Source organism: Chromatiaceae bacterium (assembly GCA_016714645.1).
Classification (GTDB): domain Bacteria; phylum Pseudomonadota; class Gammaproteobacteria; order Chromatiales; family Chromatiaceae; genus M0108.
On sequence record JADKCI010000002.1, the window covers coordinates 949,658 to 972,473 of the forward strand.

The 22,816-nt window shown below is 63.0% G+C and carries 27 protein-coding genes and 1 pseudogene; 19 read left to right on the forward strand and 9 right to left on the reverse strand.

Annotated elements, in window-relative coordinates; all coding sequences use genetic code 11:
• Positions 1 to 48: 48 nt before the first annotated feature.
• The 3 genes from IPN92_11395 (at position 49) to IPN92_11405 (ending at position 1,727) form a co-directional block, all read left to right on the forward strand.
• A complete protein-coding gene (locus IPN92_11395; GenBank protein ID MBK8638847.1) occupies positions 49 to 204 on the forward strand; it encodes a hypothetical protein in 156 nt (51 codons plus the stop codon).
• A complete protein-coding gene (locus IPN92_11400; protein ID MBK8638848.1) occupies positions 201 to 773 on the forward strand; it encodes a cytochrome c oxidase assembly protein in 573 nt (190 codons plus the stop codon). Before IPN92_11395 ends, IPN92_11400 begins: the two co-directional genes overlap by 4 nt.
• Before the next feature lie 78 nt (positions 774 to 851).
• Positions 852 to 1,727, forward strand: coding sequence for a cytochrome c oxidase subunit 3 (locus IPN92_11405; GenBank protein ID MBK8638849.1), 876 nt, complete (start codon positions 852 to 854; stop codon positions 1,725 to 1,727).
• 53 nt (positions 1,728 to 1,780) lie between these two features.
• Here the strand turns inward: IPN92_11405 and IPN92_11410 are convergent, their stop codons facing one another.
• Complete coding sequence (locus IPN92_11410; protein MBK8638850.1) at positions 1,781 to 1,996, reverse strand: twin transmembrane helix small protein; 216 nt, start codon at positions 1,994 to 1,996, stop codon at positions 1,781 to 1,783.
• Between the two features lie 90 nt (positions 1,997 to 2,086).
• On the opposite strand from IPN92_11410, the gene IPN92_11415 reads away from it, so the two are divergent.
• Genes IPN92_11415 through IPN92_11425 form a run of 3 tightly spaced genes read left to right on the forward strand, consistent with a single transcriptional unit; the run spans position 2,087 to position 4,375 of the window.
• The gene (locus tag IPN92_11415; protein MBK8638851.1) at positions 2,087 to 2,824 is read left to right on the forward strand and encodes an SURF1 family protein; all 738 of its coding nucleotides are present in this window, start codon (positions 2,087 to 2,089) and stop codon (positions 2,822 to 2,824) included.
• Entirely contained in the window at positions 2,821 to 3,483 is a 663-nt protein-coding gene (locus IPN92_11420; protein ID MBK8638852.1) for a hypothetical protein, read from the forward strand. Before IPN92_11415 ends, IPN92_11420 begins: the two co-directional genes overlap by 4 nt.
• Positions 3,470 to 4,375 carry a protoheme IX farnesyltransferase gene (locus IPN92_11425; GenBank protein ID MBK8638853.1) on the forward strand — a complete coding sequence of 302 codons (906 nt, stop codon included), beginning with the start codon at positions 3,470 to 3,472 and terminating at the stop codon, positions 4,373 to 4,375. The genes IPN92_11420 and IPN92_11425 overlap by 14 nt, the downstream gene beginning before the upstream one ends.
• On the opposite strand, the gene IPN92_11430 is transcribed toward IPN92_11425, so the two are convergent.
• Positions 4,372 to 5,754: a cbb3-type cytochrome c oxidase subunit I gene (locus tag IPN92_11430; protein ID MBK8638854.1), complete on the reverse strand. Its 1,383-nt coding sequence runs from the start codon at positions 5,752 to 5,754 to the stop codon at positions 4,372 to 4,374. The genes IPN92_11425 and IPN92_11430 overlap by 4 nt on opposite strands.
• A gap of 53 nt (positions 5,755 to 5,807) precedes the next feature.
• Between IPN92_11430 and IPN92_11435 the strand changes: the two genes are divergently transcribed.
• Genes IPN92_11435 through IPN92_11450 form a run of 4 tightly spaced genes read left to right on the forward strand, consistent with a single transcriptional unit; the run spans position 5,808 to position 8,348 of the window.
• Entirely contained in the window at positions 5,808 to 6,866 is a 1,059-nt protein-coding gene (locus IPN92_11435; protein ID MBK8638855.1) for a COX15/CtaA family protein, read from the forward strand.
• Entirely contained in the window at positions 6,863 to 7,342 is a 480-nt protein-coding gene (locus IPN92_11440; GenBank protein MBK8638856.1) for an SCO family protein, read from the forward strand. The genes IPN92_11435 and IPN92_11440 overlap by 4 nt, the downstream gene beginning before the upstream one ends.
• On the forward strand, positions 7,339 to 7,554 hold the full coding sequence (locus IPN92_11445; GenBank protein MBK8638857.1) for a hypothetical protein: 216 nt from the start codon (positions 7,339 to 7,341) through the stop codon (positions 7,552 to 7,554). The genes IPN92_11440 and IPN92_11445 overlap by 4 nt, the downstream gene beginning before the upstream one ends.
• Positions 7,555 to 7,568: 14 nt before the next feature.
• Positions 7,569 to 8,348 (forward strand): DUF2189 domain-containing protein, encoded by a 780-nt coding sequence (locus tag IPN92_11450; GenBank protein MBK8638858.1) that lies wholly within the window; start codon positions 7,569 to 7,571, stop codon positions 8,346 to 8,348.
• 377 nt (positions 8,349 to 8,725) lie between these two features.
• Here IPN92_11450 and IPN92_11455 read toward each other — a convergent pair whose 3' ends face one another.
• The 4 genes and pseudogenes from IPN92_11455 to IPN92_11470 form a co-directional block, all read right to left on the reverse strand.
• On the reverse strand, positions 8,726 to 9,130 hold the full coding sequence (locus tag IPN92_11455) for a CBS domain-containing protein (protein MBK8638859.1): 405 nt from the start codon (positions 9,128 to 9,130) through the stop codon (positions 8,726 to 8,728).
• 64 nt (positions 9,131 to 9,194) lie between these two features.
• Entirely contained in the window at positions 9,195 to 10,850 is a 1,656-nt protein-coding gene (locus IPN92_11460; GenBank protein MBK8638860.1) for a TrkA family potassium uptake protein, read from the reverse strand.
• An 80-nt stretch (positions 10,851 to 10,930) separates the two neighbouring features.
• Positions 10,931 to 11,628, reverse strand: a pseudogene (locus IPN92_11465) (response regulator).
• Complete coding sequence (locus IPN92_11470) at positions 11,625 to 13,088, reverse strand: DUF4118 domain-containing protein (protein MBK8638861.1); 1,464 nt, start codon at positions 13,086 to 13,088, stop codon at positions 11,625 to 11,627. The pseudogene IPN92_11465 and the gene IPN92_11470 overlap by 4 nt, the downstream one beginning before the upstream one ends.
• A gap of 325 nt (positions 13,089 to 13,413) precedes the next feature.
• Between IPN92_11470 and IPN92_11475 the strand changes: the two genes are divergently transcribed.
• The 7 genes from IPN92_11475 to IPN92_11505 all read left to right on the forward strand — a co-directional run bounded on the left by IPN92_11475 (position 13,414) and on the right by IPN92_11505 (position 19,749).
• Positions 13,414 to 14,862, forward strand: coding sequence for a potassium transporter (locus tag IPN92_11475; GenBank protein ID MBK8638862.1), 1,449 nt, complete (start codon positions 13,414 to 13,416; stop codon positions 14,860 to 14,862).
• A gap of 35 nt (positions 14,863 to 14,897) precedes the next feature.
• Positions 14,898 to 16,274, forward strand: a complete 1,377-nt coding sequence (trkA, locus tag IPN92_11480) for a Trk system potassium transporter TrkA (GenBank protein ID MBK8638863.1) — start codon at positions 14,898 to 14,900, stop codon at positions 16,272 to 16,274.
• A 9-nt stretch (positions 16,275 to 16,283) separates the two neighbouring features.
• Positions 16,284 to 16,667 (forward strand): hypothetical protein, encoded by a 384-nt coding sequence (locus IPN92_11485; protein MBK8638864.1) that lies wholly within the window; start codon positions 16,284 to 16,286, stop codon positions 16,665 to 16,667.
• Between the two features lie 216 nt (positions 16,668 to 16,883).
• Positions 16,884 to 18,158: a glutamate-5-semialdehyde dehydrogenase gene (locus tag IPN92_11490; GenBank protein MBK8638865.1), complete on the forward strand. Its 1,275-nt coding sequence runs from the start codon at positions 16,884 to 16,886 to the stop codon at positions 18,156 to 18,158.
• Between the two features lie 16 nt (positions 18,159 to 18,174).
• Positions 18,175 to 18,816, forward strand: coding sequence for a nicotinate-nucleotide adenylyltransferase (gene nadD, locus IPN92_11495; GenBank protein MBK8638866.1), 642 nt, complete (start codon positions 18,175 to 18,177; stop codon positions 18,814 to 18,816).
• Between the two features lie 53 nt (positions 18,817 to 18,869).
• Positions 18,870 to 19,226 carry a ribosome silencing factor gene (gene rsfS / locus IPN92_11500; GenBank protein MBK8638867.1) on the forward strand — a complete coding sequence of 119 codons (357 nt, stop codon included), beginning with the start codon at positions 18,870 to 18,872 and terminating at the stop codon, positions 19,224 to 19,226.
• 10 nt (positions 19,227 to 19,236) lie between these two features.
• The gene (locus tag IPN92_11505; GenBank protein ID MBK8638868.1) at positions 19,237 to 19,749 is read left to right on the forward strand and encodes a dihydrofolate reductase; all 513 of its coding nucleotides are present in this window, start codon (positions 19,237 to 19,239) and stop codon (positions 19,747 to 19,749) included.
• Here the strand turns inward: IPN92_11505 and IPN92_11510 are convergent.
• Positions 19,746 to 20,579 carry a symmetrical bis(5'-nucleosyl)-tetraphosphatase gene (locus tag IPN92_11510; protein ID MBK8638869.1) on the reverse strand — a complete coding sequence of 278 codons (834 nt, stop codon included), beginning with the start codon at positions 20,577 to 20,579 and terminating at the stop codon, positions 19,746 to 19,748. The genes IPN92_11505 and IPN92_11510 overlap by 4 nt on opposite strands.
• 48 nt (positions 20,580 to 20,627) lie before the next feature.
• Positions 20,628 to 21,017: a Co2+/Mg2+ efflux protein ApaG gene (gene apaG, locus IPN92_11515; protein MBK8638870.1), complete on the reverse strand. Its 390-nt coding sequence runs from the start codon at positions 21,015 to 21,017 to the stop codon at positions 20,628 to 20,630.
• Positions 21,018 to 21,272: 255 nt separating this feature from the next.
• On the opposite strand from apaG, the gene IPN92_11520 reads away from it, so the two are divergent.
• Positions 21,273 to 21,440: a hypothetical protein gene (locus IPN92_11520; protein ID MBK8638871.1), complete on the forward strand. Its 168-nt coding sequence runs from the start codon at positions 21,273 to 21,275 to the stop codon at positions 21,438 to 21,440.
• Positions 21,441 to 21,477: 37 nt separating this feature from the next.
• Entirely contained in the window at positions 21,478 to 22,413 is a 936-nt protein-coding gene (locus IPN92_11525) for a Gfo/Idh/MocA family oxidoreductase (GenBank protein MBK8638872.1), read from the forward strand.
• Positions 22,414 to 22,419: 6 nt separating this feature from the next.
• Here the strand turns inward: IPN92_11525 and IPN92_11530 are convergent, their stop codons facing one another.
• Positions 22,420 to 22,668, reverse strand: a complete 249-nt coding sequence (locus IPN92_11530) for a hypothetical protein (GenBank protein ID MBK8638873.1) — start codon at positions 22,666 to 22,668, stop codon at positions 22,420 to 22,422.
• Between the last annotated feature and the right edge of the window lie 148 nt (positions 22,669 to 22,816).

The window sequence follows — 22,816 nt, forward strand, 5'->3', positions numbered from 1 at the left end:
CCTGGCGAGCCATCCAACTGTAACCCAAACGAGATCATCAACATTCAGATGACTAACGACATGATTTCCGAGGCGAGGCCCGAACTGCGGCGCCGCAATGTCCGTACCGCCTGGGTGCTGGCGGCCTTTGCCTGTTTTATGTTCCTGAGTTCCGTGCCCTTCTGGAAGGGCCTGGCCAACATGATCGCGGCGAGTGGACTATGAGCGAGGCCGCTGACCTTGGGCGGAGGAAGCGTCGGACTTCGTGGTGGCTTGCGATGCTCGCCCTTGGCATGTTTGGCTTCGGTTTCGCCATGGTCCCGCTCTACGGACTGCTGTGCAATATTACGGGGATGCAGTCAGTTGATGGCATGAGCGATCTCGGCAGGCGCATTACAACGGCTGGGGAATGGACGGGTGCCGAAGGAAGGTGGGTGACGGTCAAGTTCGATACGACCATGCATCCGGAATTGCCCTGGAGCATTAACCCGATGGAGGGCAAGGTCCGGGTACGGCTCGGGGAATCGCGGGTGGTGAACTTCGTGGCGGAGAACCACTCCGCCCAGTCGATTACCGGTCAGGCGATTCCGAGCATTGCACCCTGGCAGGCTAACGGCTTCTTCTCCAAGCTGGAGTGCTTCTGTTTTTCCCAGCAGACCCTGGCCGGCTATGAACGCAAGGAGATGCCGGTGCGTTTCGTGGTCTCGCCGGACCTACCGCCGGAGATCGATTCCCTGACGCTCTCCTATAACGTCATGCGGTTGCAGGGTGGGACTCTGGCGGCAGCCCAATAGCTGGGGCATCGCCGGCCCCCGAGCGGTCCTGGCGCCCAGGACCATCATCGACATCAAGATTAAGCGAGGAGTGCGAGGATGAGCGGTTCTATCCACGGGCAGAAAGACTATTTCATCCCGGATTCCAGCCCCTGGCCGATCACGGCCATGTTCGCGGTATTCCTGATGCTGTCCGGGACAGCCCTGAGCATCAATAGCGTGAGTTTCGGTACCTGGATGCTGGTGGCGGGCTTCGCCTTGCTCGCCTTCATGTTCTATGGCTGGTTCGGCGATGTCATCGGCGAAAGCATGGCGGACCGTTATAACGCCCAGGTGGACCGCTCCTTTCGCCAGGGGATGTTCTGGTTCATCGCCTCCGAGGTCTTCTTCTTCCTGAGTTTCTTTGGGGCCCTGTGGTACATCCGCAATGTGGCCATGCTCTGGCTGGGGGGCGAGGGCTATCTGGGCGAATCCCATGCCCTGCTCTGGAGCCAATTCAGCGCGGTCTGGCCCTCGGCGGGTCCTGAACAGCTCGGCGGTGAGTTCAAGGCGATGGGTCCCTGGGGCATCCCGGCCATCAATACCCTGCTGCTGTTAACCTCAGGGGCCACCATTACCTGGGCCCATTGGGGCCTGAAGGAGCATAACAATACCACCCTGGTCCGCGGCCTGGCCCTGACCATTGGCCTGGGTTTTCTCTTCGTCCTGCTTCAGGCCTACGAGTATTACCATGCCTACCATGCGCTGAATCTGACCTTGGGCTCCGGGGCCTATGGCTCCACCTTCTACATGCTGACCGGCTTCCATGGCTTTCATGTGACCATGGGCGCCGTGATGCTCAGCGTGATCCTGGTCCGGGCCATGCGGGGTCACTTTAGCCCGCACAACCACTTTGCCTTCGAGGCGGTGGCTTGGTATTGGCACTTCGTGGACGTGGTCTGGCTGGGGCTCTTCGTCTTTGTCTATTGGCTTTAATCGGGGGATGGGGCTCGCCGGAACTTGCTCCCGGCGAGCCATGGGGATGGGCTTCAGACCCCGTGGGGCTGAAGCAGACCGGTGAAATGGCCGAGCATCAGGAGCCCGAACAGGGTCAGCGAGAGAACGATACGTACCGTCAAGGCGCGTACCACCCGGGTCTTGTCCTCCTCGCCATCATCCTTGGTAAGGTAATACATACCCTGGCCCAATGAGAAGACAATGAAGACCAGGACCAGCAGTACCGGTATCTTGAAAATGAGTTCCATGATGACTCCCCCTTATGTTCTTGTTGGTGGTTGCTAATGTCCGCGGCCATCTTATCGCCTGCGCGACATTCATACGAATATAGCACCCCTATGCAATTTGACGAATCCGTATTTCAACCCCGCTGGCTACCGACCCTGATCCTGGGACTTGCGTTTGCGTGTTTCGTTACCCTTGGGCTCTGGCAGATGGGACGGGCGGCGGAGAAGCGGGGGCAGGCCCACGACCTGGTAACCGCGGGAGAACTGCCGGCCTTCGTTCTCGGCGTCGAACCCGTCGAGTCCGAGGTCCTGCGCTATCGGCGCCTGAGCGCCACCGGGACCTACGAGGCCGAGGGACAGATACTGCTGGAGGCCCGCCGGCACGCCGGCAAGACGGGCTTTCACGTTGTCACGCCTCTGCGCATCAGTGGTGGCGAGATGCGGGTCCTGGTGAACCGGGGCTGGATTCCGGCCGACACCCAGGGCCAGGCTACGCCAGCACCGGTCCCGCCGGGCGAGGTCCGGGTGACGGGCCAGACCCACATCCCAGCTGCACCGGCCCTGGCTCTCCACGCCGGTTCGAATGCGGCAAAGGGTTGGGGAGGGCGTTGGCCCTATCTGACGGTGGACCTCTATCGGGCAATGGTCGCCTATCCCCTCCAGCCGGTGGTCATGCTTTTGGACCCGGCCGAGGGGGGTGGCTTTGTCCGTGACTGGCCTCGTGAACTGCCAAAAGAAGGGATGCATCTGGGCTATGCGATCCAGTGGTTCGCCTTCGCGGTCATTGTCCTGGTCATCTGGGTACGTCTCAGCCTGGCAAAAAGCGGCGGGCACGAGGTTTCCCCATGAGCTCGGCGGAGGCTGCCAAACCCAACACCAGCGAGGGAACCGATTCCAAGCGGCGTCTGAAGCCCCTGCTGGTGATGATTGCCATCTTTGCGGCGCCTTCCCTGGGGGCCTGGTTTCTGTACTTCAACCCGGAATACCTGCCCAGCGGGCGCGCCAATCAGGGGGAGCTTATCTCCCCGGTGGTTCCCATCCCCGCCCGTCTGGAGCTGATTACCCCGGAGGGTGCCCCCTTGGATCGGGAGGCCCTGATGGGCAGGTGGACTCTGGTTTTTCTGACCGGTCGGGACTGCCCCGCACCTTGTCAGTCACGGCTCAGGGATCTAAGGCAGATCCGTCTCGCCCTCGGGGAGGGGAGTCTGAGCACGGAGCGGCTCCTGATCATGGTGGACCCGGATGGGCAGGGGATGGACGCTGAGCTGGCGCGGGAATTTGGGGGCATGCGGGTGGCGCGGACGGATGTGGCGGGTGGGAAAGAGTTGCTGGACCTCCTGGGGCAGGGCGACTCCGCCCTCGGCCGAATTTATATCCTTGATCCCATGGGCAATTTGATGATGCGGTATGCATCGGATGCCCCGGCGAAAGATACCCTTAAAGACATGGGGCGCCTCATCAAGGCCTCCCGAAACTGGATAAAAGGTGCAGGCTATGGCCACAAGTGAGATCACCCTGACCAAGTCCCAGGAACTGGCCTGGAGACGCTACTACGACCTGACCAAACCCAAGGTGGTGGCGCTCATCCTGTTCACCGCTCTGGTGGGGATGCTCCTGTCCACCCCGGGGATGGTCCCCGTGCAGCCCCTGTTCTTCGGACTGCTGGGCATCGGGCTAGCCTCGGCGGCCGGGGCGGCCCTGAACCACGTGGTCGATCAACGCATCGATGGCATCATGGAACGTACCCGCAACCGGCCACTGCCCAGCGGCGACCTTGACGCCCCTCACGCCTTGGGCTTTGCCCTGGTGCTGGTCGCCTTGTCCATGCTGATCCTGACGACCCTGGTCAATGCCCTGACCGCCGCCTTAACCTTCGCCGCCTTCATCGGTTACGCCGTCATTTATACGAGCTATCTCAAGCGGGCCACGCCCCAAAATATCGTCTGGGGCGGCATCGCGGGGGCGGCTCCGCCCCTGCTCGGTTGGACCGCCATCACTGGGGAGGTCGGCGGCTTTGGTTTACTGCTCGTCATGATCATCTTTCTCTGGACCCCCCCACATTTCTGGGCCTTGGCCATCAAACGCCGCGCCGAGTATGCCAAGGCGGGCATCCCCATGCTCCCCGTGACCCACGGTGTGGAATTCACCAAGCAGCAAATCCTGATCTACACCCTGATGCTCCTGATCGTCTCACTCATGCCATTTCTAGGGCATATGGCGGGGCTCTTATATTTGGGTGGGGCCCTGGTTCTGGGTACGCGCTTCGTCTATTTCGCCCTGCGTCTCTGGCTCGGCGAAGGCGATGGCATGGCGATGCCCACCTTCCTCTATTCCATCCGGTATCTGATGTGGCTGTTCGGGGTACTGCTGGCGGATCATTACGTGATGGCGCTCATTTAGGCCCCGATGCGTGGGGGCTGGGGGCGGACGGCAAAGGCCTTAAGGACCACCAGGACAAAGAGGATGCCACCGATGACGGCCAGCAAACCTCCGATTCCCATGACTCCCATGGCGGCTTTGGCCGACCAGGTATCGAGGCCTTGGGCGGCACCGGCGGTTTTGCGCTGGATACCCATGGCCCCGGAGGCCGCCAAACCGCCGATGTGTAGCAACTGCCCGCTGCCGTAGACCCAGGGTTGCACCCTCGCCATCCAGCCGGCGGGGGGGGCCAGGCCAAGGGTGGGGAGCAGGTGGTAGGTCAGACCCATCAGGGCTAGGGTCACGCCGACGATGGACCCGTGGTAATGGGCCGGGATGATGGTATTCACCCCGGAGATGGCCACCGCCAGCACCCCGCCGGCGGCGAATAGGGTCAAGGAGGCGGCGAGGGCCCGGGACTCTGGGCGCGGGGATGGGTCCCGGGTTGAGCCGCGGCGGCGGATCAGGGCAATCACCAGCAAGATGCCAAGGGGGATCACGGCCAGACCATTGCCAAACTGCATCAGGCGGGTAAAGGCGATCCGGGCTTCCCCAGTACCGGGGGGATAGAGGGTGTGAATCAGGGGTACGGCCAGGAGGGGCAGGACGCCAAGGATCAGGACACCCGAAAGCCAGCGGTCGGGCAATGCCAGGGGGTACCCCAGGTCGCGGGCGAGCCAGAGCCAGGCAATCAGCATGATCTGGGTATAGACGAATTGGAGGACATGGCCGGGTCCCCAGAACAGGAGTTCGTAAGAGATCCCAGTGCCTGTCTGGGCCAGGTCGATCCATGACCAGATCAGAGAAATAGCGGCAATCAGTGTCGCGAAGGCGGCGGTTGCGCCGCCGACGGCAATGGGATCGATGAGTCTGATCCTTGGCACAGCCCCCAAGAGATAGGCGGAGACCTGCAGTAGACTGCCAAGGGCGAAAAGACCGAGGCCCCAGAAGAAGACGGGGGCATCCAGGACGGGGACATAGTTGTTAAGTTCGCGTGCGCTGGCCCCCAGAAAGGGCGCGGCCGCGACCAGGAGGCAACCGAGGGTTGCTCCCGCCAAGCCGAGCCGCGACAACTCGAGACGGATGCCGGGGGCAAGGCCCCAGATCACCCCGGCGAAGGCGAGGAACCAGATCAGGATCGACTGATCGACATGCACCACCAAGGCCGTGCGGAAGAAATCCTGGGAGGGGAAGAGCCACGCCAGTCCTGGGGTGCGTGCCAGGACCAGCAGGATGGCAAAGATCCCGGCCAGCGCCAGCGCCAGGACCCCGAGCCCCAGCCAGCCTCGCGCCAAGGGGAGGGCAGGGTGCCTCGCCACCGCCTCGGTATGCGCGCCCAAAGCCGTTTTCAGATCCGCCATGACATTTACCACCCTGATGTTGTCGAACCGTTCATTCTAGGAGATAGCCCCACATGAAGCGAAGCAGATTTGCCGCCCTTGCCGCCTTGGCGGCGGTATTGGCCTTAGCCGTCATCATGCTGGGAGCTTATGTACGCCTATCCCACGCCGGGCTGGGGTGCCCGGACTGGCCCGGCTGTTATGGCCGTCTGGCCGCGCCCAGCCATCCCGAGGCGTTGGCCGAGGCCAATGCAGCCTTCCCCGAACGCCCGGTTCATACCGCCAAGGCCTGGAAGGAGATGGTCCACCGCTATCTGGCCAGTGGCTTGGGGCTGGTCATCCTGATCCTGGCGGGGTTTGCCTGGGCCGGGCGGCGCGCGGGTCTCCCCGTCGGCCTGCCCACCCTGCTGGTGGGCTTGGTCGCATTCCAGGGCTTGCTGGGGATGTGGACCGTCACCCTGCTTGTCAACCCGACTATCGTGACCCTGCACCTGGCGGGTGGTTTGGCCACGTTGGCCTTGCTGTGGTGGTTGACCCTGCGCCAGGGGCGACTCTTCTATGCAGTCGTCCCGTCTGAATTAGCGGCCTTGCGGCCCTGGGCCTGGCTGGGGTTGGGGCTGGTCTGCGTCCAAATTTTGCTTGGCGGCTGGACGAGTACCCACTACGCCGCCCTTGCCTGCCCGGATTTTCCTAGCTGCCATGGCGGCGAATGGTGGCCTAGGGCGGATTTCACGGCAGGCTTCAGCCTGTTACGCCCCGTCGGCGTGGACTACGAGGGCGGGGTTCTGGACGGTCCGGCGCGGACGGCGATCCACCTGACACACCGTGCCGGGGCCCTGATCGTCTTTTTGTATCTCGGCAGCCTCGCCCTACTCCTGTTGCGTCGGGCCCGCTACCCCGTGCAACGCCACCTGGCCCAGACCCTGATCCTCGCATTGGTGTTGCAGGTGGGTCTCGGCATTGCCAACATAGTCACAAAGTTGCCACTGGATTTGGCGGTAGCCCACAACGGTGGGGCCGCCTTGCTCCTGCTAGCCCTACTGACCTTAATACATGCCTTGTACCCCTCCGGCGAGTCCGGACCGGACCGCACCTACCGGGATCGGCTGGCCAGGGTGCGGGGTGCATCATGAGCCCGAAATCGTCCCAATCCGGCTTCACTGCACCGGTCGTCGTGGCGGTGGCTTTACTCACGGCGTTGGTGGGGCTTTGGTGGGGTGCCGATTGGTATGGGCATCGCCGTGCTGGGCCGAGCCCCGTGCCCGCCCAACTTCAGGCCGGGACCGTGCTGCCTTGGCCCAAGGCGCTGACCCCATTCATCATGACAGACCAAGACGGACGCGAGATGACTGAGGCGGCACTGCGTGGCAAATGGACTTTCGCGGCTATCGGCTATACCACCTGCCCCGATATCTGTCCCATGACCCTGGCAACCTTCGTTGCACTCCATCAGCGGATAGGCGCGACGGCGGGCGGACAGGGGCCGCAATTCCTCTTCATCTCCGTGGATCCCGAGCGCGACACCCCCGAAAGGTTTGCCCAATACGTGCATCATTTCCACCCCGATTTTCTGGGAGCCACCGGTTCCGAGGAGGTCCTTAAGGGGTGACCCGTGATCTTGGCGCCCTTTATGTGCGGGTCAACGACCCGCAAAGCGCTCTTGGATATACCATGGACCATTCCGCTTCCATCTACTTGATCGACCCCAAGGGCCAGTTGGCCGCGATCTTCAGTGCGCCTCACGACCCGACACTGATGGGGCAAGACTTCATGGCCCTCGTCCACGCTGCCAGACCACAAACCCAAATCCTAGGAAAATAATGGAGGATACCCTCATGTCACCTGCCGCAATGGCCCATCGGGACACCCGCCCCCAGGTCAATAAGATCACCTTCGACAACCCCTGGGCATGGCTTGCCAAAGGTTGGAATGACTTGATCCGCGCCCCACGCTTCAGCCTGCTCTATGGCGCCTTTTTTGTCTTGATCAGCTATCTGCTGACCCTTGGCCTGATGGCGGAGAAGATGTTCTTCATCATCCCGCCCCTGGCCGCGGGTTTTTTTCTGGTCGCGCCCTTGCTGGGGATTGGTCTCTACCAGATCAGCAAGAATCTGGAGAAGGGTCAGGAGTTGAAGTTCTGCCAGGCCATCGAGGCATGGAAGCGTAACGAGGTGCAACTCAGCGCCATGGGCTTGATGCTCGTCATGGTGTTGCTCTTGTGGATGCTGGCTGGCCTGCTGGTGTTCGCCCTCCTCTACGATCTGCCCGTGCCGACCTTGGAAAACTTCATACCCGTGGTATTCCTGTCCGGAGACAGCCCGGTCTTTCTCATATCCGGTATCCTGGTCGGTGCTGTCATTGCCGGCTTTACCTTCGCGATTAGCGCTATCACGGTCCCCATGCTGATGGATCGCGACGTCAACGTCCTAACGGCCATGCAAACCAGTATCGAGGCGGTACGCGTCAACTGGCAGGCGATGACCCTATGGGCCTGTTTGATCGTGATGTTCGTTGGGATTGGAATCATGACCTTCTACATCGGTCTACTGGTGACCATGCCCTTGGTGGGTCATGCCACCTGGCACGCCTACCGGGATCTGGTTCCATCGGACTGAAGTGATTAACCCTATGTCAAACCGACAAAATTCTCCTGAATCCTACCCACCGCTCCCCATCCCGGAGCAAGCCTCCCTGGGTACCGACAAGGGTTCCAGGGTACTGATGTGGATCTCTGGCGTGGGTTTGGTGGCCCTGCTGATCGCGATCGTGGTTGTCCTGTGGCAGGAAAAACCCGCAGCTCCGCCCTCTGGAGATGCCGCAATTGCCCCCGCCCTCAGCCAGCCCATCCCCCGATAGCCAGGAGGCGCGAGGGCCGGGTGATGCGTGATGGGTGGCGGGGGGGTGTCGACAACCGGGATGCTGTCGCCAAGCCGACAGGGAGGTCTGCACGGCGTCCCCCGCCAGCCCCCCCGGGATAGCCGCACACTCAGGCTCAGAGGCGAGGCACCAGCCCCTTCATCACAAGATCGGTGAGGCTCACCACCCCCAGCACCTCACGATCTTTTACCACCGGCGCCCGGCTCAGGTCGAAGCGGTCGAAGAGGCGGGCGCAATAGCGGATATCCATATCGGGATGGACGGTGATGGCCGGCTTGACCATGATCTCGTAGATGTTGACCCGGTCCGGGGCCCGGTCCTTGGCCAGCACCTCCCGGGCGATATCGGACAGGACGACGATGCCCAGTTCATCGTGCTCGCTGCGCGGCTTGACGATGAGGGTCTTGGTATCGACGTGGCGCATGGCCTCCAGGGCGGCGGCCACCGTCGCCATGCCATCGACCAGGTCGAAATGGGGCTTCATGACCTCGCGGACGCGAATCAGGGGTCGGTTATTCATGGTGTGGTTGTCCTCCGCGAGGATGCCGTGAGTTTAGGGACCGGGTAACGGATTGAGTCGAGACTTAGGCGTGGGGTGCCGCCAGGGGCGCGGTTTGAAATTCGCGCTGAAAACGCTCCAGATCCTGGATAGTTCCACAGACGAGGAGCGCGTCGTCCGGACGGATCTGGAAATCGTTGGCAAATTCCATCAGCGCCTGCCCGCCCCGTTCAATGGCGATGATGTTCGCGCCTGACCTTTCACGCACCTCGGTACGCCAGGGATGCCAGCCTTCCAGGTTGCCGACGCCCAGCCGGGTGATTCTGATACCGTTCTCAACGGGTACTAATTGCTCGTCGAGCAGGTGATAGGCCAGAATCTTGCCGGCTACCTCCCCTTCCGAGATGGCGAAGTCGGCGCCGGAACGGTACATCCGTTCGGTGTTGTGGCTGCGACTGACGCGGACGATCAAGGGCACTTCCGGGGCATAGTCGCGGACCGCGGCGGTGGCAAAGATGGCCTCGCTGTCATCGCTCAGGGCCAGGATGATGGCGCTGGCCTCGCGCACCTGGGCCTGCTTGAGCGTGGCGAATTCGAGTATGTTGCCCACGACATCAACCCCGGCGGTTAGCCGGATGTCGATGACGGTGCAGGTCTCCCCGACATCTTTCAGCATCTGCGCGACTTTGAAGCCGACGGCGCCGTAACCCGCGACGACGATCGGCCCGGAGCGTCGGATCGGCATGGCCATACGTTCGACTTTCTCCAGATTGGCGAGGGGGCCCACCACGATCAGAATGGCCCCAGCCCTGAGCAGGGTGTCCGGGCCTTGAGTCGTCGTGAAGGCGCCGCCATGCCACTGTCCAATGACGGATACGCCGTGTTGGTGGCGGAGATGCAGTTCCCCAAGCCTTTTTTCGGCCAGGGGGCTGTTGGGGCGAATGCGAAACTCGGTGAGCCCGATTTTGGTGCCGAGGAGATGCATGCCCTCGGCGGGCGGGCTGATGCGCAGGCTGGCCCGCGAGGCGAGGGCACCGCCCAGCACGTGGGCGGGCGTGAAGACATCGGTGGCGCCGAGCCGCAACATGGGCGCCCGATAGAGGGGTTCCCGGGCCAGCGCGAAGATCTGTCCGGTAAATCCTGCCTCGCGCGCCAGAATGGTACAGGTGGCGTTGGCATGATCGTTACCCAGGGTCACGACCGCCCGGGCGTCCTTAACGTTGGCCAGCACCGAGGGGTCTTGGCCCAGCTTACCAAAAACCACGTTAAATTTGCGATCCCGCAGGGTTTGCGCCAATTGCATGTCTTCTTCGTAGATGACGAAGGGCGTTCCGGAGCGCTGGAATTCCACCAGCAGGGATTCGATGGCTGGGCCATGACGGTAAAAGAGGACCTTGCCCGCCATGGCCGGCAACTGGCGGGGCAGGCGCGTCTGGAAGCGTTCCTCCAGGTAGGGCAACAGAAAAATGGGGAAAATCAGAAAGACCAGAAACTGGCCCATGATTTGGCCCAGGATGACGAAGAGGGCGAAGACCGGGTGTTGCCAATGGCTATCATTGCCATAGCCGGTAGTGGTCAGGGTTTCCGATGCCCATTGCAGGCTTTCCAGGAAGGTGCGGGGCGCCCCCTCGAAGTGTTCCATGCCCGTCATATAAATCAAGGCCATGATGACGAGCGTGGCGGGCAGGGCGGCCACAAAGAGGAGCAGACGCTGAGTCGATCGCGAGATTTTTCTTGCCATGGGTGGATAAGGGCCGCAAATTCAGGAGGTGGGTGGCTTGAGGCGAGGCTGGGAGGCTTGGCGGGTTGGGCCGAGGATCATCAGACCGCCAACCGATAGCCGATGCCCTGGACCGTCAGGATGAAGCGCGGATGCATGGGGTCGTCGCCCAATTTTTGCCGCAGATGACCCACGAGGACGCGCAGGTAATGGGTGTCCTCCTGGTGACCGCTGCCCCAGACCTCGCGAAGGATTTGCTCATGGGTCAGGACCTGGCCCTGGCTCGCCACGAGGAGGGCGAGGAGGGCGAATTCCTTCCGCGACAGGGGCACCGGGGCGCCATCAACCATGACCTCGCGCCGCCCCAGATCCACCCGCAACCCGGGAGACTCGAAGAGGGCCGAGGCCGCCGCCTGGCGTTCCTCCTTGCGCAGCAGCACCCGGACCCGCGCCATGAGTTCGCCGATGCCAAAGGGTTTGGTGACATAGTCGTTGGCGCCCGCGTCCAGGGCCTGAATCTTCTCGGTCTCGAGGCCCGCACCGACAGTACCAGGATGGGAATGGCCGACCAGGCTCGCAGGCGACGGATGAAATCCAGGCCATCGAGGTCGGGCAGACCCAGGTCCAGGATGACCAGGTGGGGGGGCGTGGCCGCGCAGAGGTTGAGGCCTTCCTCGCCGAGGCGCGCCTCCCACACCCGGTAGCCCTGAGCCTCCAGGCTGATGCGCACGAATTTGCGGATCTGCGCCTCGTCCTCGACGATCAGCAGTGTCTCCACCCCATCCTTGCTGGCGGTCATGGCTTGATCTCCGGACCGGCGAGAGGCAGGCTGAGGCGCATCCGGGTGCCCCATCCCAACCCGCCCGGCAGCGCCCGGACCTGGCCGCCATGGGCGCCGATCATGCCCCGGCAGATGGCCAGGCCCAGGCCGCTGCCGACGCGGTTGTCACGATCGCCGCGCCGTACCGAATAGAACATATCAAACACCGTTTCTCGTTCGCTCTCCGGGATGCCCGGGCCCTGATCACACACCTCGATCCAGACCTCGTCCCCGGCCCGCTCGGCCTCGATACCAATAAGTCCCTGTGCGGGGGAAAACCGCGCGGCGTTGTCCAGCAGATTGATCAGGGCCTGCTCGATCAGGGAACCGTGGACCCAGAGCAGGGGCAGGTCATCCGGGATCTGGACCTCCACCCGCAAACCATCGAGCACGTCCGTGAGTCGGGCGATGGCGCTGGCGATGATGTCGTGCAGGTCCACCCAATCCCGGTGCAGGCTCAGCTTCCCTTGACCCAGGCGGGTCATGTCCAGCAGGTTTTGGATATGGCGATCCAGGCGCTGGGCCTCGGCGGCGACCGTGGCCAAGAGCTCCCGGCGATCCGCGGGGCTGAAGGCCTCGCCATACTCCAGCAGGCTGGTGGCCGAGCCGATGATGGAGGCCAGGGGGGTGCGCAGATCGTGGGAGACGGAAGACAGCAGGGCCGAACGCAATTGCTCGGTCTCCGAGATCAGCTTGGCCTGTTCCAGATCCGCCGCCAGCCGGATACGATCCAGGGCCATGGCCGCCTGGTCGCACAGGCTGCGCAGCGATTCGAATCGGTCCGGATCGGGCTTCCTCGTCATGGCCACCAGACCGATAGGGCCCCGGTCGGTCGCCAGGGGGTGGAAGACCCAGTCGCCCCTCACCACAGGGTTCCGCCCCACCTGATTCCAGGCGGCCATCAGGTCCTCCGGGGCCATCTGCCGGTCGTCACCCCGTCCGCGGCGCTCTTTGGGCGGTTCCTTGCCCTCGGCGATCAGGATACGCAGGGTGCCCCCCGCCCCGGGCTGCACCAGGGCCAGTTGATCGGCCAAGGCATCCAGTACCTCCTCCGTGCCCATGGCGGAGGCGAGACGGCGGCTGAAATCGTAGAGGTTCGAGATGCGCGCCAGGGAGGCCCGGCGCTCGGCCATCTCCTGGCGCATGCGGGAGGCCAAATTGCCGGAGATGGCGGACACCAGCAGAAAGAAAAACAGGGTCGTCACGTCCCCATCATCCGCCACCTTAAGGGTGTGATAGGGCTCGGTGAAGAAGAAGTTGAAGGCGAGGAAGCTCAGGAAACTGGCCAGCAAGGAGGGGCCAAGGCTGGCGCGGGAGGAGACCACCAGTACCCCGGTCAGAAAGAGGAGCGACCGGCTGGCATGGGGGAAAAGCCAGGGCAGAAGAAAGGCGAGGGCAACCGTAACCGCCACCACCATTACGGCGAAAAGATAGGGCATCAGGGATGCCCGCGCTGGGGGGCGAGGCTCGTAGGGTAGGATGGCCGGAGAGGAAAAGTCGGTTGAGGCAAGGATCGCACCGGCATAAGTCGCGGGGTTGATTTTTATATAATGTTTATATATTGCCCTGGTTGCCAAACTCGGGGTGTAAAAATTTCATTAAATTTTTATATAATTTTTATATGACCTCCCTGGGGAGGGCCTCGATAATCCAACCAGCCTGATTGAGCTTGGGGACCCGGTATAGGGCTTAGGCCGGTCCTGGCAACCGCCGCGAAGGCGGGTAGGCACTTCTGGAACCATCTCTCCGCGGTCTTCGACCTTCATGCATTGGCGCGCCATTATCCGGCTATTCGGCATCTTATTGGTGCTCTATAGCCTCAATTTCCTGCCCTCGATTGGCATTGCCTATTTCTATGGCGATGGCCAGGAAGGGATCTTTTATATCTCCTTTCTCCTGACCCTGGCGGCAGGGGGACTCCTCTGGCTACCTAATTGGCATGCGCACCAGGAACTCTCGGTGCGCGATGGGTTCCTGGTGGTCACCCTCTTCTGGGTGCTCCTGGGTGTGGTCGGTGCCCTGCCATTCATGTTTGGACTGCATTGGAGTCTGGCGGACGCGGTCTTCGAGTCCATTTCCGGTTTCACCACCACGGGCGCCACCGTCATCGCCAGTGGTATCGACCAATTGCCCCCCTCTATCCAATACCACCGTCAGCAACTCAATTTTCTGGGCGGCATGGGCATCGTGGTCCTGGCCGTCGCCGTTCTGCCCATGCTGGGCGTCGGCGGCATGCAGCTCTATCGGGCGGAGACCTCGGGGGTCACCAAGAACGAAAAGTTGACACCACGCATCGCCGAGACCGCCCGCTCCCTCTGGCTGGTCTATTTCGCCCTGACCGCGGCTTGCGCCCTGGCCTTTTGGGCCGCGGGCATGAGCCTGTTCGACGCCATCGGTCATTCTTACGCGGCGGTCGGGACCGGTGGCTTCTCTACTCATGACGCCAGTTTCGGCCATTGGAACAGCCCCCTGATCGACGGCATCGGCATCTTTTTCATGCTCGCCGGGGGGGCCAATTTCGCCGTCCATTTTCTAGTCTGGCAACGCCGGTCGCTCTGGCCCCTGCTCCGGGATTCGGAGGTGCGGGCCTTTGGTCTCATCTTCCTGTTTTCGTCCCTCTTCGTCGCCGCCACCCTGGCCCTGACCGGGACGTACGACAATGGCTGGCAGGCCCTGCGCCATGGCACCTTCCAGGTGGCCTCCATCTTGACCAGCACCGGCTTTACGACCGCGGTCTTCGCCGACTGGCCCCTCTATCTGCCCTTGGTGTTGGTGACCCTGTCCTTTATAGGCGGCTGCGCTGGATCAACAGCGGGGGGGATCAAGGTCGTGCGTATCCAGTTGTTGGGCAAACTCGGACTGCGCCAGCTCTTCCTGCTCGCCCATCCCCAGGCCATAAGCCCCATCAAGCTGGGCCGGCGAACCGTCTCGGATCAGATTATGTTCTCGGTCTGGGGCTTCTATGTCCTCTACATCTCCAGCACCCTGCTGTTGACCATCGCCATGATGGGGGCGGGTCTGGACTTTGTCTCGGCCTTCGGCGCCGTGCAGGCCACCATTAATCTTTGTGGTCCTGGTCTGGGCAAGGTCGCCGTCACCTTTGCCGAAGTGAGTGACACGGTCAAATGGCTGGGCTCCTTCGCCATGCTGCTGGGCCGGCTGGAGATCTTCACCCTGCTGATCCTCTTCCTGCCGGCCTATTGGCGGCATTGATACCCGCCATGCCGCGGAATCGGGGCTAACAGAGCATGAAAATCGTCATCCTCGGAGCTGGCCAGGTTGGCCGCACGGTCGCTCATAGCCTCGCCAGCGAGGATAACGACATCACGGTCGTCGATCGCGACCCCCAACTCTTGCAACTCCTGCAGGAGCGTCTCGACCTGCGCACGGTCACCGGTTATGCCGCCCACCCGGAGGTACTGATCGAGGCCGGTATCGAGCACGCCGATCTCATCCTGGCCGTCACCAACAGTGACGAGACCAACATGATCGCCTGCCATCTCGCCTATACCCTGTTTCGCACCCCGACGCGGCTGGCGCGGGTTCGGGACCCCAACTATCTCGCCTACCCCGAACTCTTCTCCGCCAAGGCCATCCCGATCGACTATATCGTTAGCCCCGAACGGCTGGTCACCATTTTCATTTTTCACCTCATCGAGCAGCCGGGCTGTTTGCAGATCCTCGACTTTCTGGACGGCCGGGCGCAACTGGTAGCAGTGCGGGCGCAATTTGGAAGCCCCATGGTGGGACGGTCACTGCTCGTCCTGCCGAGCCGGGTCCCCGACGCGGAGTGCCGAGTGGTAGCCATTTTCCGGCGTGGCCAGGTCATCATGCCGGAGGGTGCGACCCGCATCGAGGTCAATGACGAGATCTTCTTCCTGGCCGCCAGCCTCGACATTCCCCGCTTCGTCGGCGCCTTCCACCAATCCCAGGCGCCTTATCGCCAGGTCATTATCGCCGGGGGCGGTAATATCGGCACCCAATTGGCGGAGCGCATCGCGGCGAATCACCAGGTGACCATCATCGAGCGTGATGCAGGACGCTACCACTATCTGGCCGAGACTCTGAAGGAGGGCATCGTCGTCCTGCGCGGCGACGCTGGCGACGCCGATCTGCTGCAACGACAGGACATCGCCAACACCGACGTCTTCTGCGCCCTGACCAACGACGAAGAGGCCAATATTCTTTCGGCGACCCTGGCCAAGCGGCTCGGGGTACGCAAGACCATCGCCATCGTCAACAGCCCCAGCTACGTGGATCTGGTGCAGGACACCACCATCGATATTGCCGTCTCGCCGGCCCAGGTCACTATCGGCGCCCTGCTCACCCATATTCGCCGTGGCGATGTGGAGGCGGTTTATTCCCTCCGGCGTGGCGCTGCCGAGGCCATTGAGCTCACCGTCCATGGCGACAGCAAGTCCTCCCGCGTCATTGGCCGCCCCATTGCCAAATTGGCGCTACCCCCCGGGGTCAGCATCGGCGTCATTGCCCGCCAGAGCCAGATCATCTTCCCTCACCACGATAGCCGCATCGAGCCGGAGGACCGGGTGGTCCTCTTCCTGGCCGACAAACGCCAGATCACTGCCGTGGAGCGCCTCTTTGATGTCAGCTTTTCCTTCCTGTGAGCGCCCGCCATGAATCCGGAAAAGGTGGTCTTCGCCTTCTTCATCATTCTGTCCCTGACCCTCAACTTTAGCTTCTTCATCGGTGAGGTGGACAATCCAGCGCACCACGATGCCTGGCAACTCTTCGCCACCCTGGTAGTGAACGCGATCGCCACCGTGCTCAAGTTTGGCGACCGCACCCAGATGGGGGCCGTGCTCCTGGCCACCAGCCTGGCGGCCATGCTGCAACTCATCGCCGCCGCCATCGTCTGGACGGGGGCGGCCCATATCGCGCAGACCGGGCTGACCCCCGGGGTGACCGCCAGCATCGTCTCCCTAAGCGGTGGCGCCCTGATCGCCAATGTCATTTCGGTGGTCCTGCTGGTCATCGAGACCCTCATGCTGCGACGCTGACGGGTGCCGTTCCCGGCGCCGGGGTAAAGCCCAAGCGGCGCCCCGTGCTTTTGTCCCGATTCCCACCGCCGACCACCTTTAGCTGGCCTACTAGCGGCTGTTCCCAGATCTCGCTCCCAGCCAGCCCCGGGCGGCGTTTCTGTTAGAATCCGCACTCGCTTCAGCCTCCTGGGCTTGCCAACCCCTCGTACCCCTCAGCCTTACGGGACTTCATCCATGTCCGAGACACAGATCAGCGATGTCGCCGCCTACATGCGGCAGGTCGGCGAGCGGGCCCGGTCCGCCTCGCGCCTTCTGGCCAGGGCCGAGACGGCCGCCAAGAATGACGCCCTGCTGGCCATCGCCGCGGACCTGGATGCGTGCCGCGCCGATCTCATGGCGGCCAACCGGCAAGATCTGGCGGCGGGGGCGGCCCAGGGGCTGGATGCGGCCCTGCTCGATCGCCTGGAGCTGACCCCGGGGCGGATAGACGCCATGATCGCGGGGCTGCGGGAGGTCGCGGCCCTGGCGGACCCGGTGGGGGCTATCTCCGATCTCAACTACCGACCTTCCGGGATTCAGGTGGGGCGGATGCGGGTCCCCCTGGGCGTGGTCGGCATCATCTACGAATCCCGGCCCAATGTGACGGCGGACGCGGCGGCCCTCTGCCTCAAGTCCGGCAACGCCACCGTCCTGAGGGGCGGTTCCGAGGCCTTTCATTCCAATCAGGCGATTGCCGCCTGCATCCACCGCGGCCTGGCGGCGGCGGGGCTGCCGGAGGACGGGGTCCAGGTGCTCGCCACCACCGACCGCGCCGCCGTGGGCGCCCTCATCACCCTGCCGGAGTATGTGGACGTCATCATTCCCCGGGGCGGCAAGGGCCTCATCGAGCGCATCAGCCGCGAGGCGCGGGTGCCGGTCATCAAGCACCTGGATGGCATCTGCCATGTCTATATCGACGACAGGGCCGATCCGGCCAAGGCCCTGCCCATCGTCATGAACGCCAAGACCCAGCGCTATGGCACCTGCAATACCCTGGAGACCCTACTGGTCGCCGAGGGCGTCGCGGCGGCCCTGCTACCTGACCTGGCGACGCCCCTACTGGCCAAGGGTGTCGAACTGCGGGGTTGCCCCCGGACCTGTGGTCTCATCCCCCAGGCCATCCCGGCGACGGAAGAGGACTGGGATACCGAATACCTGGCGCCCATCCTGGCGATCCGGGTGGTGGCCGACCTGGACGCGGCCATGGATCACATCGCCCGTCATGGCTCCCAGCACACGGACGCCATTATCACCGAGGACTACAGCCGGGCCCGGCGATTCCTGCGCGAGGTGGACAGCAGTTCCGTCATGGTCAACGCCTCCACCCGCTTCGCGGATGGCTTCGAGTACGGCCTGGGCGCCGAGATCGGTATCAGCACCGACAAGTTCCACGCCCGGGGCCCCGTCGGCCTGGAGGGCCTGACATCGGTCAAGTTCATCGTGCTGGGCAACGGCGAGGTCCGGGCTTGATGCGGGCCCAGCCGACATGATGGGGGTCCTCGGCGGCACCTTCGATCCCGTGCATTTCGGCCATCTGCGGCCGGCACTTGAGGTGTGTCAGGACCTAGGCCTCCGGGAGGTACGCCTGGTGCCCCTGCGTCAGGCCGTGCATCGCCATCAGCCTCTGGCCAGCCCGGACCAGCGATTGGCCATGCTGGAATTGGCCGTGGCGGGGGAGCCGGGCTTGGGCATCGACGACCGGGAATTGCGGCGCGTGGGCCCCTCCTATAGCTACGACACCCTGGTCGAACTGCGCGCGGAACTGGGGGCGGAGGAGGGGATCTGTCTGCTGCTGGGGGCCGACGCCTTCGCCGGCTTTCTCACCTGGCACCGGCCGGATGACATCCTGGGGCTGGCCCATCTGGTGGTGATGCGGCGCCCCGGCGATGCTCCCGGCGGCCCCGCAACCATGGACGAGGAACTGACCGCCTGGGCCGCTCCGCGTCTTTGCTCCTCCCCGTCCAGCCTGACCGAGGCGCCAGCCGGGCGCATCTGGTTCCAGGATGTGACCCCGCTCGCCATCTCGGCGACTCAGATTCGCCGCCTGGTGGCCCTGGGTCTGAGCCCACGCTATTTGCTTCCCGACCCCGTGATCGCCCTTATCGCGGCGGAGTGTCTCTACCGGTGACCGGCGTTCCGCAGGTCCACCCTCGAAAGAATCCCACCACTTAGGAGAATCCCTTGGATCTCGATCAACTCAAGCAACTGATACTGGATACCCTGGATGACATGAAGGCCATGGATGTGCAGGTGCTGGATGTGCGCGGCAAGACCGCCATCACCGATCTGATGATCGTCGCCTCAGGCACCTCCGAGCGGCACGTCAAGGCGATCGCCGAGACCGTTGCCTTTCGCGCCAAGGAGGCGGGGGAGACGCCCCTGGGGAGCGAGGGGCTGAGCGAGGGCGAATGGGCACTGGTGGATCTCAACATCGTGCTGGTGCACGTCATGCTGCCCAAGGTGCGCGATTTCTACGCCCTGGAACGTCTCTGGTCCGCCACCGAGGCCACCCGCAAGGCGGCACTGCTCGGCAATTAGAGGACCTGGCATGATGGCCAGCGAGTTGCCCCGCATCGCCCTGATTGCCGCCCTTGCCCAGAATTATGTAATCGGCAGGGCCAACCGATTGCCCTGGCACCTGCCGGCGGACCTGGCCCACTTCAAGCGGCTCACCCTGGACAAGACCCTCATCATGGGCCGCCGCACTTGGGAGTCCCTGCCGGGCCTGCTGCCCCGGCGGCGCCATATCGTCGTGACCCGCGACCCGGACTATCAGGCCCCGGGCTGCCTGCTCGCCCCCACGCCGGAGGCGGCGCTGGCGTTGGCGGAGGGCGAACCGGAGGTCATGGTCATCGGTGGCGAGACCCTGTATCGTGCCCTGCTGCCCCGGGCGGGACGGCTCTATCTGACGCTGGTGGAGACCTGGATCGAAGACGGAGATGCCTTCTTCCCGCCCTGGGCCGCCGCGGAATGGCGGGAAACACAACGCGAGGACAGGGCCAGGGATGAGGCGAACCCCCTCAACCTCAGCTTTGTCAGCCTGGAACGTGTGAGAGTCTAATCCCGCAGGGCCCCGATGGGGCAATCCAGGGTGATGGGCTCGATATCCTTCTTCTTGCGGATCGGGATGGCCGTGAGCGAACGGCCCCAGAGGCAGCCGGTATCCAGGGCCCAGATGTTGTCTTTGGCCATGTAGCCGAGGGTTGACCAGTGGCCGATGACGAGGCGGAAGTCGCTGTTCGCCCGCCAGGGGATGTCGAACCAGGGGATGTAGGGCTTGGACTGGGTGCCCACCGGGCCCTTTTCCCTGAGCCCCAGGGTGCCATCCGGCAGGCAGTAGCGCATCCTCGTCATGCAATTGGTAATGAAGCGTAACCGGTCCATGCCCTTCAGCGAGGGTGACCATTTATCCGGCTGGTTCCCATACATGGCATGGAGGAAGTCCCGATAGTCCGGCCCGCGCAGGACCGTTTCCACCTCCCGGGCACAGGCCAGGGCCTGCAGCAGGTCCCACTGGGGTGCCAGGCCAGCATGAACCATGGCGAAATCCTTGCTGGCGTCATAGTGCATGAGGGACTGGTGGCGCAACCAGTGCAAAAGATCCTCGCGATCCGGGGCCATCAGCACATCGTGGAGGCTGCTCATGAAGGCGGTCTTGTCATTACCCGCGCCCAGGGCGAGGAGATGAAGATCGTGGTTGCCCAGCACGATCACGGCGGACTCGCCCAGGCTCCTGACGTAACGCAAGACGCCCAGGGAATCTGGGCCCCGATTGACGAGATCGCCGACGAGCCAGAGCTGATCCTGACCAGGATTGAATTCAAGCTTGTCGAGAAGCCGGCGGAAGGGGTCGTAACAACCCTGGATGTCACCTATGGCGTAAGTGGTCATTAGTCCTGTCGGTCATGAAGGGCGGCCGCTGGGGAGCCAGCGGGCCTGTCAATGCAGACGCATCGGCGTGGAAAGGGAAAAGGGCTCGATCGGGGCGGCAAAGCGGGTGCCATCGTCGGCAATCATGCCATAGCTGCCGTGCATGGACCCCAAGGGGGTCTCCAGCAGGGTCCCGCTGGTGTAGCGGAAACTCTCCCCGGGTTCCAGGTGGGGCTGCTCGCCGACAACACCATCGCCCCGGACCTCCTGAACCCGGCCGTTGGCATCGGTGATGACCCAATGGCGGTCGAGGAGGCGGGCCGCCGTCTGGCCGGTATTCCGAAGGGTGATGGTGTAGGCAAAGGCATAACGGTTCTTTTCCGGTTGGGATTGCTCCAGGATATAGACGCTCTGGGCCCGGACGGAAATGTGGTAGCGAGGGTTTTGATCGGCTGGCATGGCTAGGAATCCCAAAAACATGGATGCAGAATAAGGGGCTCGTGCAGGAAATACAATGGCCTTCAAGGCCTGGCTTCCTGGCTGGGGGATGGCGCGGAGCCCTTGAGGATAACGGCAAATGCGTGGGGCGCGAGGGCCGGAAATGGGGGATAATTGCGCCCCGCTGGTTCGGTCGTCCTGTCCGCCCGTCTGCCTCGTCTCCGCTCCAGCCCCTTGTTTTCAAAATATCCTACCCTGGTTGTCCCCCGCCGCCTAATGAGTCTTAACTCCCGCCGTCGCAAGCGCGACCCCTTGAACATGCTGATTCTGGCCGTCGTGATTGGCATGGCCGTGACCCTCTTCTACCAGGTCCAGGTCTATTATGGGGCCGATCGCATCCCCTTTGTCCGGCAGGCGCCGGTCGATCGCGTTTTTGGGGGCTAGGGTATGGGCATCACCATCTCTTCCAGAGGGACCCAGCATGGCTGAAAAACTGCGTTTCGCCGTCATTGGCGTCGGTTACCTGGGGCGCTTTCACGCCCTGATCTATTCCCGCCTGCCCGGTGTGGAGTTGGTGGGCGTCGTTGACACGGATCCAGAACGGGCGCGGGCCGTGGCGGAGGAGGCGGGTTGCGCGGTCTTCAATCGCCTGGAGGACATCGCCGACCAGGTTGATGCCGTCTCCGTCGTGGTACCGACGACCACCCATCTGGCCGTGGCGGAGCCCCTGCTGCGCCGGGGCATCCACATGTTGCTGGAGAAACCCATCGCGGCGACGCGGGAGGACGGCAAGCGCATCGTCGATCTGGCGGATCAAGGCGGGGCCATTCTCCAGATTGGCCACCTGGAGCGCTTCAACGCCGGCGTCATGGCCCTGGCCGAGCATATCGATCATCCTCGCTTCGTGGAGATCCAGCGCATGGGGGAATTTGTCGAGCGCGCCACGGATGTGGACGTGGTCTCGGACCTCATGATCCACGACATCGATATCATCCTGTCCCTCATGGGTTCGGAGTTGCAGTCCGTGTCGGCGGTGGGCACGCCGGTGCTCACGAATCGTGTCGATATCGCCAATGCCCGCCTGGAATTCGCTAACGGCGCCGTCGCCAACGTGGTAGCGAGCCGGGTCTCGGATCGCAAAACCCGGCGCATCCGGGTCTTTCAGGAACGCAAATATCTGTCCCTCGACTTCATCGAGCAGACCATCGACATCGCCTATCCCTATCTGGCACCAGGCGCCACGCGGCCCGAGATCGTCCGCGAGCGTATCCAGGTCGTACCGGTCAAGCCCCTCGATCGCGAGATCGAGGCCTTCGTCGCCTGCGTCCGCGAGCATCGCCGGCCCCTGGTGGATGGACGGGTAGGCCTTGAGGCCTTGGACGTGGCGCTCAAGGTCAGGGATTGCATGGGGCACTAGGCCAGGCTAGTCCTTTGCGCAGCGATAGACTATTTCGATATTGTCCTCATGAGCCTGACGCTTGGTCACTTTAAGCGAATTTTGCCCCATTGACTTGCAATGTTCATTCGCCTTCTTGGCGGCCTCAATGTAGTTAGCGGCTAGGATTTGCCATTGGTCGGAATCAACCCGCGTCGGGCCACTACCAGTGGCGCAGGCGCTCATGACCAGGCAGATGGTCAGACTCGCGAACAGGGCATTATTGGGAATTTGCATGGTGGCACCGGATATTGGCATTTGAGTCAGAGGCGTAAGGGTACCCAATATCCGCCCGAAAAGCGTCAGGAATTGACGAAACACCAGCAACGACCGTTAGGAGTTCCTGGAATCGGGAGCTCTTCAGGACAACCCCCTAGGGCATGGA

Excerpts from the sequence above, each read along its gene's own strand:
- IPN92_11395 (MBK8638847.1), top strand. The coding sequence starts at position 49 with ATGACTAACGACATGATTTCCGAGGCGAGGCCCGAACTGCGGCGCCGC.
- IPN92_11400 (MBK8638848.1), top strand. The coding sequence starts at position 201 with ATGAGCGAGGCCGCTGACCTTGGGCGGAGGAAGCGTCGGACTTCGTGG.
- IPN92_11405 (MBK8638849.1), top strand. The coding sequence starts at position 852 with ATGAGCGGTTCTATCCACGGGCAGAAAGACTATTTCATCCCGGATTCC.
- IPN92_11410 (MBK8638850.1), bottom strand. The coding sequence starts at position 1,996 with ATGGAACTCATTTTCAAGATACCGGTACTGCTGGTCCTGGTCTTCATT.
- IPN92_11415 (MBK8638851.1), top strand. The coding sequence starts at position 2,087 with ATGCAATTTGACGAATCCGTATTTCAACCCCGCTGGCTACCGACCCTG.
- IPN92_11420 (MBK8638852.1), top strand. The coding sequence starts at position 2,821 with ATGAGCTCGGCGGAGGCTGCCAAACCCAACACCAGCGAGGGAACCGAT.
- IPN92_11425 (MBK8638853.1), top strand. The coding sequence starts at position 3,470 with ATGGCCACAAGTGAGATCACCCTGACCAAGTCCCAGGAACTGGCCTGG.
- IPN92_11430 (MBK8638854.1), bottom strand. The coding sequence starts at position 5,754 with ATGGCGGATCTGAAAACGGCTTTGGGCGCGCATACCGAGGCGGTGGCG.
- IPN92_11435 (MBK8638855.1), top strand. The coding sequence starts at position 5,808 with ATGAAGCGAAGCAGATTTGCCGCCCTTGCCGCCTTGGCGGCGGTATTG.
- IPN92_11440 (MBK8638856.1), top strand. The coding sequence starts at position 6,863 with ATGAGCCCGAAATCGTCCCAATCCGGCTTCACTGCACCGGTCGTCGTG.
- IPN92_11450 (MBK8638858.1), top strand. The coding sequence starts at position 7,569 with ATGTCACCTGCCGCAATGGCCCATCGGGACACCCGCCCCCAGGTCAAT.
- IPN92_11455 (MBK8638859.1), bottom strand. The coding sequence starts at position 9,130 with ATGAATAACCGACCCCTGATTCGCGTCCGCGAGGTCATGAAGCCCCAT.
- IPN92_11460 (MBK8638860.1), bottom strand. The coding sequence starts at position 10,850 with ATGGCAAGAAAAATCTCGCGATCGACTCAGCGTCTGCTCCTCTTTGTG.
- IPN92_11470 (MBK8638861.1), bottom strand. The coding sequence starts at position 13,088 with ATGCCCTATCTTTTCGCCGTAATGGTGGTGGCGGTTACGGTTGCCCTC.
- IPN92_11475 (MBK8638862.1), top strand. The coding sequence starts at position 13,414 with ATGCATTGGCGCGCCATTATCCGGCTATTCGGCATCTTATTGGTGCTC.
- trkA (MBK8638863.1), top strand. The coding sequence starts at position 14,898 with ATGAAAATCGTCATCCTCGGAGCTGGCCAGGTTGGCCGCACGGTCGCT.
- IPN92_11485 (MBK8638864.1), top strand. The coding sequence starts at position 16,284 with ATGAATCCGGAAAAGGTGGTCTTCGCCTTCTTCATCATTCTGTCCCTG.
- IPN92_11490 (MBK8638865.1), top strand. The coding sequence starts at position 16,884 with ATGTCCGAGACACAGATCAGCGATGTCGCCGCCTACATGCGGCAGGTC.
- nadD (MBK8638866.1), top strand. The coding sequence starts at position 18,175 with ATGATGGGGGTCCTCGGCGGCACCTTCGATCCCGTGCATTTCGGCCAT.
- IPN92_11505 (MBK8638868.1), top strand. The coding sequence starts at position 19,237 with ATGATGGCCAGCGAGTTGCCCCGCATCGCCCTGATTGCCGCCCTTGCC.
- IPN92_11510 (MBK8638869.1), bottom strand. The coding sequence starts at position 20,579 with ATGACCACTTACGCCATAGGTGACATCCAGGGTTGTTACGACCCCTTC.
- apaG (MBK8638870.1), bottom strand. The coding sequence starts at position 21,017 with ATGCCAGCCGATCAAAACCCTCGCTACCACATTTCCGTCCGGGCCCAG.
- IPN92_11520 (MBK8638871.1), top strand. The coding sequence starts at position 21,273 with ATGAGTCTTAACTCCCGCCGTCGCAAGCGCGACCCCTTGAACATGCTG.
- IPN92_11525 (MBK8638872.1), top strand. The coding sequence starts at position 21,478 with ATGGCTGAAAAACTGCGTTTCGCCGTCATTGGCGTCGGTTACCTGGGG.
- IPN92_11530 (MBK8638873.1), bottom strand. The coding sequence starts at position 22,668 with ATGCAAATTCCCAATAATGCCCTGTTCGCGAGTCTGACCATCTGCCTG.